General features: G+C 73.1%; 13 protein-coding genes and 1 riboswitch. Of the genes, 9 read left to right on the top strand and 4 right to left on the bottom strand.

The genetic code is table 11. From position 1 onward, the window contains the following. Window positions 1–6: 6 nt before the first annotated feature. From AB0J36_RS11060 to AB0J36_RS11040, 5 genes are all read left to right on the top strand, one after another. The gene (locus tag AB0J36_RS11060) at window positions 7–1,236 is read left to right on the top strand and encodes a crosslink repair DNA glycosylase YcaQ family protein (protein WP_357122480.1); all 1,230 of its coding nucleotides are present in this window, start codon (window positions 7–9) and stop codon (window positions 1,234–1,236) included. A gap of 64 nt (window positions 1,237–1,300) precedes the next feature. Further along, window positions 1,301–1,822 carry a DUF2752 domain-containing protein gene (locus tag AB0J36_RS11055; RefSeq protein ID WP_357175261.1) on the top strand — a complete coding sequence of 174 codons (522 nt, stop codon included), beginning with the start codon at window positions 1,301–1,303 and terminating at the stop codon, window positions 1,820–1,822. 526 nt (window positions 1,823–2,348) lie between these two features. Further along, window positions 2,349–3,089, top strand: a complete 741-nt coding sequence (gene thyX, locus AB0J36_RS11050) for an FAD-dependent thymidylate synthase (protein WP_210786506.1) — start codon at window positions 2,349–2,351, stop codon at window positions 3,087–3,089. Between the two features lie 47 nt (window positions 3,090–3,136). Next, window positions 3,137–4,063, top strand: coding sequence for a 4-hydroxy-tetrahydrodipicolinate synthase (dapA, locus tag AB0J36_RS11045; RefSeq protein ID WP_357122483.1), 927 nt, complete (start codon window positions 3,137–3,139; stop codon window positions 4,061–4,063). Between the two features lie 52 nt (window positions 4,064–4,115). Next, complete coding sequence (locus tag AB0J36_RS11040) at window positions 4,116–5,804, top strand: ribonuclease J (RefSeq protein ID WP_357122486.1); 1,689 nt, start codon at window positions 4,116–4,118, stop codon at window positions 5,802–5,804. 168 nt (window positions 5,805–5,972) lie between these two features. On the opposite strand, the gene AB0J36_RS11035 is transcribed toward AB0J36_RS11040, so the two are convergent. Together AB0J36_RS11035 and AB0J36_RS11030 are read right to left on the bottom strand one after the other, a co-directional pair. After that, on the bottom strand, window positions 5,973–7,529 hold the full coding sequence (locus AB0J36_RS11035; RefSeq protein ID WP_357393747.1) for a YbjN domain-containing protein: 1,557 nt from the start codon (window positions 7,527–7,529) through the stop codon (window positions 5,973–5,975). 98 nt (window positions 7,530–7,627) lie between these two features. After that, a complete protein-coding gene (locus AB0J36_RS11030) occupies window positions 7,628–8,098 on the bottom strand; it encodes a YbjN domain-containing protein (protein ID WP_357393721.1) in 471 nt (156 codons plus the stop codon). Between the two features lie 113 nt (window positions 8,099–8,211). Here AB0J36_RS11030 and AB0J36_RS11025 point away from each other — a divergent pair, with 113 nt between their 5' ends. Further along, complete coding sequence (locus AB0J36_RS11025; protein ID WP_357393723.1) at window positions 8,212–10,665, top strand: DNA translocase FtsK 4TM domain-containing protein; 2,454 nt, start codon at window positions 8,212–8,214, stop codon at window positions 10,663–10,665. 66 nt (window positions 10,666–10,731) lie between these two features. Here AB0J36_RS11025 and AB0J36_RS11020 read toward each other — a convergent pair whose 3' ends face one another. Further along, the gene (locus AB0J36_RS11020) at window positions 10,732–10,977 is read right to left on the bottom strand and encodes a hypothetical protein (protein WP_357122493.1); all 246 of its coding nucleotides are present in this window, start codon (window positions 10,975–10,977) and stop codon (window positions 10,732–10,734) included. 73 nt (window positions 10,978–11,050) lie between these two features. Then, complete coding sequence (locus AB0J36_RS11015; protein ID WP_357122496.1) at window positions 11,051–11,365, bottom strand: SMR family transporter; 315 nt, start codon at window positions 11,363–11,365, stop codon at window positions 11,051–11,053. Window positions 11,366–11,398: 33 nt separating this feature from the next. Further along, window positions 11,399–11,470, bottom strand: a riboswitch (guanidine-III (ykkC-III) riboswitch). A 92-nt stretch (window positions 11,471–11,562) separates the two neighbouring features. Between AB0J36_RS11015 and AB0J36_RS11010 the strand changes: the two genes are divergently transcribed. From AB0J36_RS11010 to pgsA, 3 genes are all read left to right on the top strand, one after another. Then, window positions 11,563–12,486, top strand: coding sequence for an ornithine cyclodeaminase family protein (locus tag AB0J36_RS11010; protein ID WP_357122499.1), 924 nt, complete (start codon window positions 11,563–11,565; stop codon window positions 12,484–12,486). Between the two features lie 80 nt (window positions 12,487–12,566). After that, window positions 12,567–14,075 (top strand): 30S ribosomal protein S12 methylthiotransferase RimO, encoded by a 1,509-nt coding sequence (gene rimO, locus AB0J36_RS11005; RefSeq protein WP_357122502.1) that lies wholly within the window; start codon window positions 12,567–12,569, stop codon window positions 14,073–14,075. A gap of 77 nt (window positions 14,076–14,152) precedes the next feature. After that, entirely contained in the window at window positions 14,153–14,746 is a 594-nt protein-coding gene (gene pgsA / locus AB0J36_RS11000; RefSeq protein WP_357175170.1) for a CDP-diacylglycerol--glycerol-3-phosphate 3-phosphatidyltransferase, read from the top strand. The last annotated feature ends 29 nt before the right edge of the window (window positions 14,747–14,775 follow it).

The raw sequence follows: 14,775 nt of genomic DNA, 5'->3' as shown, positions 1-14,775 counted from the left end.
CCGACGATGGCCGCACCGGATTCACTCTCGCTCGCGCAGGCCCGGCGGGTGGCGCTCGCCGCCCAGGGCTTCGCCGACCCGCCGCCGACCGGCGTGCCCACCCGCCGGCACCTGCGCCGGGTCCTCGACCGGGTCGCCCTGATCCAGATGGACTCGGTCAACGTGCTGCAACGGGCGCACTACCTGCCGCTCTACAGCCGACTCGGTCCCTACCCGACGACCCTGCTCGACCAGGCCGCCTACCGCCGCCCGCGCGACCTGTTCGAGTACTGGGGCCACGAGGCGTCCCTCGTGCCGGTCGGGCTGCACCCGCTGCTGCGCTGGCGGATGGCCCGGGCTCGCAGCGAGGCCTGGGGTGGCATGCGGCGCATCGCCCAGGAACAGCCGGACCTGGTCGCCTGGGTGCGCGACGAGGTGGCCGCCCGGGGTCCGCTGACCGCCGCCGAGATCGAGCACGACGCGCCCCGGCAGACCGGCAACTGGGGGTGGAACTGGTCGGCCGTCAAGCAGGCGCTGGAGTTCCTGTTCTGGGCGGGTGAGGTGACCGCCGCCGAGCGCAGCACGTCCTTCGCCCGCCGCTACGACCTGCCCGAGCGGGTGCTGCCGGCGTCCGCGCTGGCCGCGCCCACACCGACCGCCGCCGAGGCGTACCGCGGTCTGGTGGCCCTGGCCGCGCGGTCGCTCGGGGTGGCCGCCGAGCCGGAGCTGCGCGACTACTTCCGGCTGCCGGTCGCCGGCGCCCGCCAGGCGGTCGCCGAGCTGGCTGAGGCCGGCGAGCTGGTGCCGGTCACCGTGGCGGGCTGGCGGCAGCCGGCCTGGCTGCACGCGTCGGCACGGCTGCCCCGCTGGGTCCGGGGCAACACGCTGGTCAGCCCGTTCGACCCGCTGATCTGGGAACGTGCCCGCACCGAGCGGCTGTTCGGCTTCAGCTACCGGATCGAGATCTACGTGCCGGCGCCGCAGCGGGTCTACGGCTACTACGTGCTGCCGTTCCTGCAGGGCGACCGGTTCACCGCCCGGGTCGACCTGAAGGCCGACCGCAGGGCCGGGGTGCTGCTGGTGCCGGCCGCCTGGCTCGAGCCCGGCGCCGACGCGGGGGACACCGCCGTGGCGCTCGCCGCCGAGCTGTACCGGCTGGCCGGCTGGCTCGGGCTGGACGCGGTCGCCCCACCCGCCGCCGGTGACCTGGCCGGTCCGCTCACGGCCGCCCTGGCGAGCGTGTCGGGTGTACCGTGAACGCGTGACGAGCGTTCCCGGACCGGTCGACCAGTCACCGCCCACCGTCGGCGCCGTCCACACGGTGCCCGCCCCCGATGCTGCGCAGAACGGATGGTCGGCGGAGCCGCCCGTCGGTTACCACTACCCGACGCCCGAACCCGACCGGCTCACCCGGCTCGTCCTGCGGATCCACGAACGTTCGCCGCGCTGGGCCGTGCCACTGGCCGCGGTCGGCTGCGTCGGGCTCGGCATGGCCTACGCGCTGGTGAGCAACCCGACCCACGCCGACCCGGACGCCGCGCCCACCTGCATTCTCAAGCTGACCACCGGGTTCGACTGCCCGGGCTGCGGCGGCACCCGCGCGCTCTGGTACGTGCTGCACGCCGACCTGCCGGCCGCCGCCCGACACCACTTCCTGTTCGTCTTCTCGCTGCCCTTCCTGGCGTACCTCTTCGTGGCCTGGGCGGGCAACCAGGCGTTCGGCTGGCGGCTGCCCGAGCTGCGGATCAGCCCCAAGGTCATCGGCGGCTTCATGGCCGCGTGGCTGGCGTTCACGGTGGTGCGCAACCTGCCCTGGGCGCCGTTCACCTCGCTCTACGTCTGACCGCAGGGCTCTTGCGTCTGACCGCAGGGCTCTTCGTCTGACCGGGCTGCTCTTCGTCTGACCGGCCTGCTCTTCGTGTGACCGGGCTGCTCTCACGTCTGGCGCCGCTGCTGCCTGACGCGGCCCTGCCCCGACCCGTTCGCCAGCGGGAGGCAGGACGTGGTGGCGTGTCCCTGTCGAGCTGCCCCAGATGTGGGGCGCCAGAGGACGGTAGCGGCGGCACCCCAAGCGAGGGCGTGGGCGCTGCGGGGTGTGCGCTGCGTGCGTGCTGCGGGCGGGCGCTGTGGGGTGGGGCTGCTCCGGGGTCGGTGGGGTGGGGCCGGTGCGCTGTGGGTGCCGGTTCCGTCGGCGGGAGAGAGCCCTTGGCCGTGCGGCTCCTGCCCCAGATTTGGGGCAGCTCGACAGGCTACGAGGGAGACCCACGGTTCCGCGGAGCCCTGGCACGGCTGTCGAGATCTTGGACACCAACGGTACCCGGTGATTCGGGAAGGGGCCGCCGGCCACTACAGTCCCAGGCATGCCGGAGATGGTGCAGCCCCAGGTCAAGTTGATCGCGTGGACCCAGTTCGCGGCCCCGGACGACGTGCCGTGGTCGACCGACGCCGAGGGCGGCCAGGCGCTGGCTGAGTTCGCCGGGCGGGCCTGCTACCAGTCCTGGAAGAAGCCGAACCCGGCCACGGCCACCAACGCCGGCTACCTGGCGCACATTCTCGAGGTGGGCCACCTGAGCGTGCTGGAGCACGGCTCGGTCACCTTCTACTTCACCGGGGTGTCCCGCTCCTTCACGCACGAGCTGATCCGGCACCGGCACTTCTCGTACTCCCAGCTCTCGCAGCGGTACGTCCCCGAGCGGGACGCGGCCATGGTCGAGCCGGCGGTCATCGCCGACGACCCGGAGCTGCACAAGAAGTTCGTCGAGGCCGCCGAGGCGAGCGTGCGGGCGTACACGGAGCTGTTGGAGGGTCTGGAGCAGCGCTTCTCCGACGAGCCGAACCCGACGCTGCGCCGCAAGCAGGCCCGGCAGGCCGCCCGCGCGGTGCTGCCGAACGCCACCGAGACCCGGATCGTGGTCTCCGGCAACTACCGGGCCTGGCGGCACTTCGTCGCGATGCGGGCCACCGAGCACGCCGACGTGGAGATCCGCGAGCTGGCCGTGGAGTGTCTGCGTCAGCTCCAGGGGGTCGCCCCGAACGTCTTCGCCGACTTCGTGATCACCACGCTGCCGGACGGCACCGAGGTGGCGGCCAGCCCGCACGAGGCGTCCTGAGCCCTTCCCCGGCGGGCTCCGGCTGGTCGTCCGCTAGGTTGGAGGGTATGACGCAGGACCACCCCGACGCCGCCGCCCGACCGGTGTCCCGCCCCTTCGGGCGGGTGCTCACGGCCATGGTGAGCCCCTTCACCGCCGACGGCTCACTCGACCTCGACGGCGCCGCCCGGCTGGCGAGCCACCTGGTCGACGAACAGGGCAACGACGCGCTGGTGGTCAACGGCACCACCGGCGAGTCGCCGACCACCACCGACGCGGAGAAGGAACGCCTGATCCGGGCCGTGGTCGAGGCCGTCGGTGACCGTGCCCGGGTCGTGGCCGGTGTCGGCACCAACGACACCCGGCACACCATCGAGCTGGCTGCCGCCGCCGAGAAGGCCGGCGCGCACGGTCTGCTGGTGGTCACGCCGTACTACAACAAGCCGCCGCAGAGCGGGTTGCTGCGGCACTTCACCGCCGTGGCCGACGCCAGCGGACTGCCGGTGATGCTGTACGACATCCCGCACCGCTCCGGTGTGCCGATCGACACCGAGACACTGGTCCGACTCGCCGACCACGGCCGCATCGTCGCGGTCAAGGACGCCAAGGGCGACCTGATCGCCACCAGCTGGGTGACCAGCCGGACCGGCCTCGCCTACTACAGTGGCGAGGACGCGCTCACCCTGCCGGCGCTGGCCGTCGGATGCGTGGGCGTGGTCGGCACCTCCACGCACTTCACCGGGGCGCTGACCGCACAGATGATCCAGGCGTACGACGCGGGGGACATGCCCACCGCGCTGGCCCTGCACCGGCGGCTGCTGCCGCTGTTCACCGGCATCTTCCGCACCCAGGGCACCATCCTGGTGAAGGCAGGTCTGGCATCGCTGGGCCTGCCGGCCGGTCCGGTGCGACCCCCGCTCGTGCACGCCACCAACGACGAGATCGCCCAGCTGCGCGCGGACTTCGCGGCAGCGGGCCTGGAGCTACCCGAATGATCGAACGACACGACGGACGCCGAGTGACGGCGTCGCAGAATGAGGTGGACGCGTGACCGAGGCGCACATCGAGGCGGAACTACCCCCGCCGCTGCCGGAAGGTGGCCTGCGGATCATCCCGCTCGGCGGGCTCGGCGCCATCGGTCGGAACATGACCGTCTTCGAGTACGACGGCAAGTTGCTGATCGTCGACTGCGGGGTGCTCTTCCCCGACGTCGAGCAACCGGGCGTGGACCTGATCCTGCCCGATTTCGGCCCGATCCTGGACCGGCTGGCCGACGTGCAGGCGATCGTGCTGACCCATGGCCACGAGGACCACATCGGCGCGGTGCCGTACCTGCTGGCCCACAAACCCGACATCCCGCTGGTCGGCTCGCAGTTCACCCTCGCCCTGGTCGAGGCGAAGCTGGCCGAGCGGCGGATCCAGCCCTACACGCTGACCGTGCGCGAGGGTGGCCGCGAGCGGCTCGGGCCGTTCGAGTGCGAGTTCTTCGCGGTCAACCACTCCATCCCGGACGCGCTCGCGGTGGCCATCCGTACCCCGGCCGGCCTGGTGCTGCACACCGGCGACTTCAAGATGGACCAGCTCCCGCTGGACGGCCGGATCACCGACCTGGCCGGTTTCGCGCGGCTCGGCGCCGAGGGCGTCGACCTGCTGCTCTCCGACTCCACCAACGCGGAGATCCCCGGCTTCGTCACCCCGGAGCGGGAGATCGGGCCGGTGCTCGACTCGATCTTCGCGAAGGCGAAGGGTCGGATCATCGTGGCCTCGTTCGCCTCGCACGTCCACCGGGTGCAGCAGGTCTTCGACTCCGCGCTGGAGCACGGTCGCAAGGTCGCCCTGATCGGCCGGTCCATGGTCCGCAACATGGGTATCGCCCGCGACCTCGGCCTGCTCAACATCCCGGCCGGCCTGGTCATCGGGATCGAGGAGGCGACGACGCTGCCTCCGGACCAGATCGTGCTGATGTCCACCGGGTCGCAGGGCGAGCCGATGAGCGCGCTCGGTCGGATGGCCAGCGGCGACCACCGGCACATCACCATCGCCCCGGGGGACACCGTGGTGCTGGCCTCCTCGCTGGTGCCGGGTAACGAGACCTCGGTCTACCGGGTCATCAACCGGCTCGCCCGCGCCGGGGCGGTGGTCGTGCACAAGGACGTCGCGAAGGTGCACGTCTCCGGGCACGCGCCGGCCGGCGAACTGCTCTACCTGCTCAACGTGGTCCGGCCCAGCAACCTGATGCCCGTGCACGGCGAGTGGCGCCACCTGCGGGCGCACGCCCGGCTGGGCATCGAGTCCGGGGTCGCCCCCGACCGGGTGGTGATCTGCGAGGACGGCGACGTCGTCGACCTGGTCGAGGGCCGCGCCAGCCTGGTCGGGCACGTGAAGAGCCGGTACGTCTACGTCGACGGCCTCGCCGTCGGTGACGTCAGCGAGTCGCTGCTCACCGAACGGCGGATCCTCGGTGACGGCGGGTTCATCGCCACGACCGTCGTCGTCGACTCGGTCACCGGCAAGGTGGTCGCCGGTCCGACGTTGTCCGCGAAGGGCTTCTCCGAGGACCCGGAGGCGTTCAACCCGGTGATCCCGCTGGTCACCGAGGCGCTCAACCGTGCCGCCTCGGACGGCATCACCGACCCGCACCAGCTTCAGCAGATCGTCCGGCGGACCGTGGGGCGGTGGGTCAACGACGCGTACCGACGGCGGCCCATGATCGTGCCCACCGTCGTCGAGGTCTGACGCACGCGTGACCGGGCCGGTCGCCGACGTCCCCCGTGGATGTCGGTGGCCGGCCCGGATTCTGTTGCGGACCACGGCGGTACCACAGCCGTTGCGCACGTCCGGTTGCGCGCTGTCGGATGTCGCACAGTCACCCGTCGGGCCGCAACCTTCGGGCCCGCTCGCGGGTCAGGGCAGGGCGGCGACGGCCTCCGCGTACGCGACGCCGGTGGCGATGGCGGCGTCCACCAGCACCCGCAACTGCGCCGGCGCGACCCCGTGCGCCAGGTCGGTGGCCGCGTCCCCGGCGAGCACGATCTCGCTGTCGAGGTCGTGCGCGTACGCCTTGGGCAGCAGCCGGTCGTGGTTCCACGCGTTGCAGAAGGCGTACGCCTCGGACCGCCGCGTGGCCGGCAGCCGCCGGTCGGCCATCGCCCGGGTGTGCAGCACCTCGCCCCGCTCGCCAGCCCGTCGGAACTGGATCACCGCGGCGCCCCACCGGCCGACCACCGTGCCGTCGTCGTCGATCAGGTACCGGTCGCCGCGCCGGTCCAGGGTCGCGGTGATGAGGTCGGCGGTGAGCGCCATCAGCTCCCGCTCGGACTCCCCGTCCGGCCCGGGACCGGCGTCGTCCTCCTCGTCGGCGACGTCGCCGCCATCCGGCAGCGGCACCGCCGCCGCGGCGGGACGTTCGGCCAGCCAGGCCGCGATCCTGCCGGACTGGTGACCGGTGCCGTTGCGGGCGTCGAAGCTGCCGGCCAGGTCGGTGGCGAGGCCGAGCAGCAGCGCGCCGAGCGTCGACACGTCCAGTTCGGTGGCCGGACGCTCGCCGTACGCCGGGCGGCGCACCCGTCGCTCGCCCAGCCCCGTCTCGTCGGCCAGCCCGCAGACCAGCGCCCCCGCCGCGGCGAACTCCATGGCGGCGAGGTCGTCGGTGGGCCGGTCCAGCCGGGGCAGCTGCTCGGTCAGGATGGCCAGCCCGCGCTCCAGATGCCCGCCGAGCGCGCAGAACCGCAGGTGGGTCGCGAGATGCCCGAACGCGGCGCGCTCGCGCCGGTGCCGCCGGTACGCCCGCACGTGCGCCGCCGCGGCCTCCTCGGCCGCGCCGAGCCGTAACCGTGGCAGCAGTCCGGCGACCAGCGCCCGCTCGGGCTGGTCGGTGCAGGCCGGGGCGTCGGTGTCGTACGCCTCCAGCTCGGCGCGGGCCTCCCGCCACTCGCCCCAGCCGGCCAGCAGTTCCGCGCGGCGGGCCGGGGCGCAGCCGGGGCACCCGCCGGCCGGACCGCCACGCGTACCCGCCCACTGCCGGTAGAAGTGCCGGGCGGTGGGTTCGTCGCCCAGTTGGTCGGCGATCCGGCAGCGCAGTTCGGCGACGGTCGGCCCGTCGAGCCCGCCCGTCCCCACCCGCTCGGCCAAATCGGTCAGGAGTAGTCGGGTCTGGTCCAGCCCCACCCGGGGGGTGCCGAGCAGCGCCTCCACCGCGTACCGCTGGTAGCGCGTCAGCAGCACGGTCTCGGGGTCGCCGAGCAGCGTGGGCCACCGGTCGGCGGCGGCCCGGCAGCGCCGTACCGGCTCGACGATCCGCCACCGCTCGCCGTGCAGCAGGTACGCCTCGATGAGCGCGAACCTCGCGTCCAGCGCGGACCGGGCGTCCGCGGCGGCGTCGGCGCGCTCGGCGACCCGTTCCAGCGCGGCCAGCCGGCCGGACCCGTCGGGCAGGTCCCGGGCGTCGGCGAGCGCGGACACCAATGCCGGGACGCGCTGCCCGACACCCCGGCCGCCGTCTCCGCTGGCGGGCGCGTGCGCCCGGTCGGTACGGCTGCCCGTGGTCTCCTCCCGGCCGGTCACGTCGACACCGCGCCGGGCAGGCGACCGACCGCCACGGCGAGTTGGCAGCCGGTCGTGATGCCGCAGTCGAGCAGTCGGTCGAGCTGGTGGGGCGTGACGCCACGTTCCAGGTCGGTGATCACCTCACCGTGGATCCGGGCCCGGCCGGCGTCGTCGACGTGCACGAACGCCTTCGGCCAGAGCCGGTCGTGGTTCCACGCGTTGCAGAAGGCGTACAGGTCGGGCACCCGTTCGATCCCGAAGGTCGGCGCGACCATCGTGCGGACCTGGAGCAGCTCGCCATCGGCGCCGAGGCGCAGGAACCAGATCAGGTTGTCGTCGAAGCGTCCCACGAGGTCACCGTCGGGGGCACGGCCGAACGGGCGGCCGCGCGCGGCGAGCACCGCGGCGATCAGCTCGCCGGTCAGCGGGCGTACCGCACCGGGGTGCCCGGCCAGCGGATCGTCCTCGATTCCCGGCGACGCCATCGGGCATCCCTTCTGAGGCGGATATCACGACCGGCGGCGGGGTCCGTGCTGCGACGCGCGGACACGACCCGGAAAAGCGGCGATCTGCCCGGCCCCACCGTTACCGTGACTCTATGGCGGGCCGTACCTCTCAGGCGAGCCGGCGACGCGGCGCGTCGCCGCGCGGTGGCACCAACAGCCGTGCCCGTCAACCGGCGAAGAAGACCCGGGCACCGGTACGGCGACGCACCACACCCGCCCGTCCGGGCCCCGCCGTCTACGTGGGCCGCGCTGTCGGTGCACTGTGGATGGGGCTGGCGCACGGGATGGGGTGGGCGGTGCGGGCCGCCGGCCGGCAGGCCGCCTCCGCCCGCGACCTGGACCCGGAGCACCGCCGTGACGGGGCCGGACTGCTGCTGTTCGGGCTGGCCCTGCTCAGCGCCGTGGCGCTGTGGTTCTCCGGCGCGGGCCCGGTGGGCGCCCGCCTGGCCGACACGGTCCGGCTGTTCCTCGGCGCGATCTCCGTCGTGGTGCCGGTGCTGCTGATGATCGGGGCGTGGCGGCTCATGCGTCAGCCGATCGATCCGGAGCACCGGGGTCGAGGGCTGATCGGGTGGGGTTCGCTGCTGGTGTCGACCGCGGCGCTGCTCCAGATCGGCCAGGACCCGGTGGACACCGTGGAGCGTGACTTCGCCGGTGGCCTCGTCGGCGCCGGCGTGGGCGGGCTGCTGGAACGGGCGGTCACCGCCTGGGTGGCCGTACCCCTGCTGGTCCTGCTCCTGCTCTTCGGCCTGCTCGTGGTGACGGCGACGCCGATCAACAAGATCCCGGAGCGGCTGGGCCTGCTCGCCGGAGGGCTGGTCGCGTCTCCGGAGACCACCGAGGAGGACGACGAGCCGGTCGCGCGGCCCGCGCGCAGGCGTCCGTCGAAGCGGATGCCGCCACCGATCGACCCGGACGACTTCGAGGACACCGAGGGCGCGGACCTCCAGGAGACCATGGTGTTGCCGCGCAAGGCCCCGGCGAAGGTGCCGGCCAGCCGCAAGCCGGCCGAGCCGCCCGAGCACTCGCCCGCGCCCACCCGCGCCGAGCAGCTCGCGTTGACCGGGCTGGCCGGCGACTACACCCTGCCGCCGGCGAACATGCTCAGCGCCGGTGCTGCCGCGAAGACCCGCAGCAAGGCCAACGACGAGGTGATCGCCGCGCTGACCGGCGTCTTCGACCAGTTCGACGTGGACGCCGCCGTCACCGGCTTCACCCGGGGTCCGACGGTCACCCGCTACGAGGTGGAGTTGGGGCACGGCGTCAAGGTCGAGCGGATCACCCAGCTCTCCCGCAACATCGCCTACGCGGTGAAGTCGCCGGACGTACGGATCCTCAGCCCGATCCCGGGCAAGAGCGCGGTCGGCGTGGAGATCCCGAACACCGACCCGGAGAACGTGGCCCTCGGCGACGTGCTGCGTTCGCGGGCGGCGACGAGCGACCACCATCCGATGGTGGTGGCGCTCGGCAAGGACATCGAGGGCGGCTACGTGGTGGCCAACCTCGCGAAGATGCCGCACATCCTGATCGCCGGGGCCACCGGCGCGGGCAAGTCGTCCTGCCTCAACACCCTGCTGGTCTCCGTGCTCACCCGGGCCACCCCGGACGAGGTGCGGCTGCTGCTGATCGACCCGAAGCGGGTCGAGATGACCGGCTACGAGGGCATCCCGCACCTGGTCACGCCGATCGTCACGAACGCCAAGAAGGCGGCCGACTCGCTGGACTGGGTCGTCCGCGAGATGGACATGCGCTACGACGACCTCGCGGCCAACGGCGTCCGGCACATCGACGACTTCAACCGCAAGGTGCGCAACGGCGAGATCAAGGCGCCGCCGGGCAGCGAGCGGGAGATGCGCCCGTACCCGTACCTGCTGGTGATCGTGGACGAGCTGGCCGACCTGATGATGGTCGCGCCGCGTGACGTGGAGGACTCGGTCGTCCGGATCACCCAGCTGGCGCGGGCCGCCGGTATCCACCTGGTGCTGGCCACCCAGCGGCCCTCGGTCGACGTGGTGACCGGTCTGATCAAGGCGAACGTGCCGTCCCGGCTGGCGTTCGCCACCTCGTCCCTCGCGGACTCGCGGGTCATTCTCGACCAGCCGGGCGCGGAGAAGCTGCTCGGCCGGGGTGACGGGCTCTTCCTGCCGATGGGCGCGTCGAAGCCGGTCCGCATCCAGGGCGCCTGGGTCACCGAGCGCGAGATCGCCGACGTGGTGAAGTTCTGCAAGGACCAGCGTGAGCCGGAGTTCCGGCCGGACGTGCTGGCCCCCGCCAAGGACAATCAGAAGAAGATCGACGAGGACATCGGCGACGACCTCGACCTGCTGGTGCAGGCGGTGGAGCTGGTGGTCACCTCGCAGTTCGGCTCCACCTCGATGCTCCAGCGCAAGCTGCGGGTCGGTTTCGCCAAGGCGGGCCGGCTCATGGATCTCATGGAGACCCGTGGGGTCGTCGGGCCGTCCGAGGGGTCGAAGGCGCGCGACGTGCTGGTCAAGCCGGACGAGCTGGAGGAGGTCCTGGTCGGTCTGCGCGGCGACGTCGACTGACCACTCGCGACCCCGGACACCCGACGGGCCCGCCGGATACCGGCGGGCCCGTGACGTCGGGGTGGGTCAGTTGTTGATCAGAGCCGCGACGACCACCAGGCCGATGATCGCGGCCACGCCGCTGGCCGCGGCGGCGTACCAGCCCAGCGGCTTGTCACCCAGGACCGCGCCGACGATGCCGGCGATGATGCCGAGCACGCCGAAGATGATCGGGTTGAGCAGCAGGGCGAGCACCGCGAACACGAAACCCACGATGGTGAGGATGCGGGCGGCGTTGCTGCGCGGGCGGGCGGTGGTGGGGATGTCGGCCATGTCGTCCTCCGGATGAGAGCCTGTCGTGACGAACCGATCACTACCCACTGTGGGCGCTCGCCACGCGTGATCGTCAATGGAAGATCTTCAGGCCGACCACGCCGGCGACCACCAGCAGCAGGCAGAAGACCCGGGGCAGGCTCACCGACTCGCCGAGCGCCACCATTCCGACCAGCGCCGTGCCCACCGCGCCGATACCGACCCAGACGGCGTAGCCGGTGCCGACCGGGATGTCGCGCAGCGCGTACGCCAGGCCGCCCATGCTCAGCGCCAGGGCCACCACGAACACCACCGAGGGGAGCAGCCGGCTGAAGCCGGCGCTGCGGTCCAGGGCGACGGCCCAGGCCGTCTCCAGCAGCCCGGAGATCACGAGTACGAGCCAGGCCATCGTTCACCTCACGAGGACGAGTCGGGTCAGTCTGCTGGGGCGTCTTGGCCTGACCGGGTACGCCCACCGCTCGTCCGGAGTGACCACCGCGTCCGGGGCCACCACGGCCGACGCTAGCACCGGCTGGCGGCCCCGGACGGTGACCCACGCCACCACGCATTGACCTCTACTTCGCTTCAACTTGCACTATGGCGGGCATGGCCCTGCTCTATGCCGACCCCGAGGTCGCCGCCGCCCTGGACGCCGCCACCACCGTCGACGCCATGCGGGCCGCCCTGGTGGCCGCGTACGAGGGGCGCCTGGTCGCCCCGCCCCGGGCCGCCGCCCCGCTCGGTGGCGGGCGGATGGTGCTCACCGCCGGGCACCTGGTCGGCCAGTGGTACGGCTACCGCTCGTACGACACGTTCGGCCACCCTCAGGGCGAGCAACTGGTCGTGTTGCACGACGCCGCCACCGGGGCGGTGCGGGCGGTCGCCGTCGGCGAGGAGCTGGGCTCCCGTCGCACCGGTGGACTGGGCGGCGTCGCGGTGGACGCGCTGGCCCGGCCGGACGCGACCACCCTCGGCGTGATCGGCTCCGGGCGGCAGGCCTGGACCCAGGTGTGGGCCGCCGCGGCCGTGCGCCCGCTGCGCGAGGTGGTGGTGCACAGCCGTTCGACCGCGCGCCGGGACGCCTTCGCCAGCCGGGTACGCGCCGAACTGGGCGTGCCGGCCCGCGCGGTCGCCGACCCCGGCGCGGCCGTCACCGGCCGGGACATCGTGGTGCTCGCCACCACGAGCCCCACGCCGGTGCTGCGCGCCGCCGACGTGAGCCCCGGCACGCACGTCAACACGGTCGGCTTCAAGCAGCACGACCGCAGCGAGTTCGGCACCGACCTGCTGGACGCCGCCGACCTGCTGGTCACCGACTCGCCGGCCCAGGCGGCGGACTACCAACCGCCGATGCTCGCGGCGCTGCCCGCGTACGCCGGACGGCTGCGGGACCTGGGCGGCATCCTGGCGGGCGCGGTTCCCGGCCGGACCACGGCGGACCAGGTCTCCGTCTTCTGCTGCACGGGCCTGGCCGGTACCGAGGTCTTCCTGCTCGACGCCCTGACCCGGGCGACCGCCGTGACCCGGTGACCGACGCCCGCACGTGGTGTGATCCCGCCGGCCGCCGTGCCCGCGTGCGCGGGCTACCGCGAGCGGCCCGGTACCCTCGGATGGTGTCTGCCACCTCTCCTTCCGCTTCCGACAACGCCGAGGGCCGTCGCGTCGCCCTGCTCACCCTGGGCTGCGCCCGTAACGAGGTCGACTCGGAGGAGTTGGCCGCCCGGCTGCACGCCGACGGCTGGCAGGTGAGCACCGACGGCGAGGGTGCCGACGTGGTGGTCGTGAACACCTGCGGCTTCGTGGAGAAGGCCAAGCAGGATTCCATCCAGACGCTGCTCGCCGCCGCCGGGACGGGCGCGAAGGTGGTGGCCGCCGGCTGCATGGCCGAGCGGTACGGCAAGGAGCTGGCCGACAGTCTGCCCGAGGCGCAGGCGGTGCTGAGCTTCGACGACTACCCGGACATCGCCGCCCGGCTCAACGCCGTGGTCGCCGGTGAACAGGTCACCGCGCACACCCCGCGGGACCGCCGGGAGCTGCTGCCCCTGACGCCGGTGAAGCGCCGCGACAGCGGGGTGTCCCTGCCCGGGCACGGCACCGTGGCGCGTGCCGCCGTCGAGACCGACGAGCACACCCCGGCGCACCTGCGTCAGGTGCTGCGCCGTCGACTCGACACCGGCCCGGTCGCGTCGTTGAAGCTCGCCAGTGGCTGTGACCGGCGCTGCGCGTTCTGTGCCATCCCGGCGTTCCGTGGGGCGTTCGTCTCGCGAACCCCGGACGAGCTGCTCGCCGAGGCGGAGTGGCTGGCCAAGACCGGCGTACGGGAGCTGGTGCTGGTCAGCGAGAACTCGACCTCGTACGGCAAGGACCTGGGCGACCCGCGCGCGCTGGAGAAGCTGCTGCCGCAGCTCGCCGCGGTGTCCGGCATCGTCCGGGTGCGGGTGAGCTATCTCCAGCCGGCCGAGACGCGGCCCGGGCTGGTCGAGGCGATCGCCGGTACCCCCGGGGTGGCCCCGTACTTCGACCTGTCGTTCCAGCACTCCAGCGAGCCCGTGCTGCGCCGGATGCGGCGTTTCGGCTCCACCGACCGGTTCCTGGAGCTGCTGGCCAGCGCCCGGGCGCTGGCTCCGGAGGCGGGCGCGCGGAGCAACTTCATCGTCGGCTTCCCCGGCGAGACCCGCGCCGACATCGACGAGCTGACCCGGTTCCTGACCGAGGCCCGGCTCGACGCGATCGGCATGTTCGACTACAGCGACGAGGACGGCACCGAGGCCGCCGGACTGCCCGGCAAGGTGTCCGCCGCGACCATCAAGCGGCGGTACGACCGGCTGAGCGCGCTCGCCGACGAGCTCTGCTCCCAGCGGGCCGAGGACCGGCTCGGCTCGACCGTCGAGGTGCTGGTCGACGCGATCGTGGACGGCGTGGTGGAGGGCCGGGCCGCGCACCAGGCGCCGGAGGTGGACGGATCGACCACCCTGGTCGCGCCGGTCGACGGCGGGGTCGACCTGAGCGCACTGCGCCCGGGTGACCTGGTGCGGGCCACGGTGACCGGCACCGAAGGGGTGGATCTGCTCGCGGTGCCGGATGAGATGATCTCGGCGGCGCCCGGCGCGGCACGGTGACGGCGGGTCCGGACGGAGCGGGGGAGCCAGGTGGTGCGGTGTCGGGAACGCCACGGCGGCCCGAGCGGAGCGAGACGGTGACCGGGGCGACGGAGTCGACGCCGGCCCGGGTGGTCGCGCGGGTGCCCGTGCTCAACGCCGCCAACGCGCTGACCGCCCTGCGGCTGGTGCTGGTGCCGGTCTTCGCCGCCTCGGTGATCGTGTCGGGGATGACCCACGCCGGCTGGCGGATGGCCGCCTGCCTGATCTTCGCGGTGGCCTCGGCGACCGACCTGGTGGACGGTTGGATCGCCCGCCGGTTCGGGCTGGTCACCTCGGTCGGCAAGGTGGCCGACCCGATCGCCGACAAGGCGCTCACCGGCGCGGCTCTGGTGCTGCTCTCCTGGTACGACCGGCTGCCCTGGTGGGTGACGGCGCTGATCCTGGTCCGCGAGCTGGGCATCACCGGGCTGCGGTTCTGGGTGATCCGGCACGGGGTGATCGCGGCCAGCCGTGGCGGCAAGATCAAGACCGCGCTGCAGATCCTGGCCATCGCCTGGTACCTCTGGCCGATGCCGGCCGCCCTCGCCGCCGTCGGCCCCTGGATCATGGTTGCCGCCGTCCTGGTCACGGTGGCAACCGGCTTCGACTACATCCTCCAGGCCCTCCGCCTCCGCCGCCCCCACCCCTAACCCGCCCCGAGCCCGTCGCCCCGGCGCGT

Origin of the sequence: Micromonospora sp. NPDC049662 (assembly GCF_040675055.1) — a bacterium.
Lineage (GTDB): Bacteria > Actinomycetota > Actinomycetes > Mycobacteriales > Micromonosporaceae > Micromonospora.
Note: the sequence above shows the minus strand (reverse complement) of the source record. Positions and strands in the feature narration are given on the sequence as shown.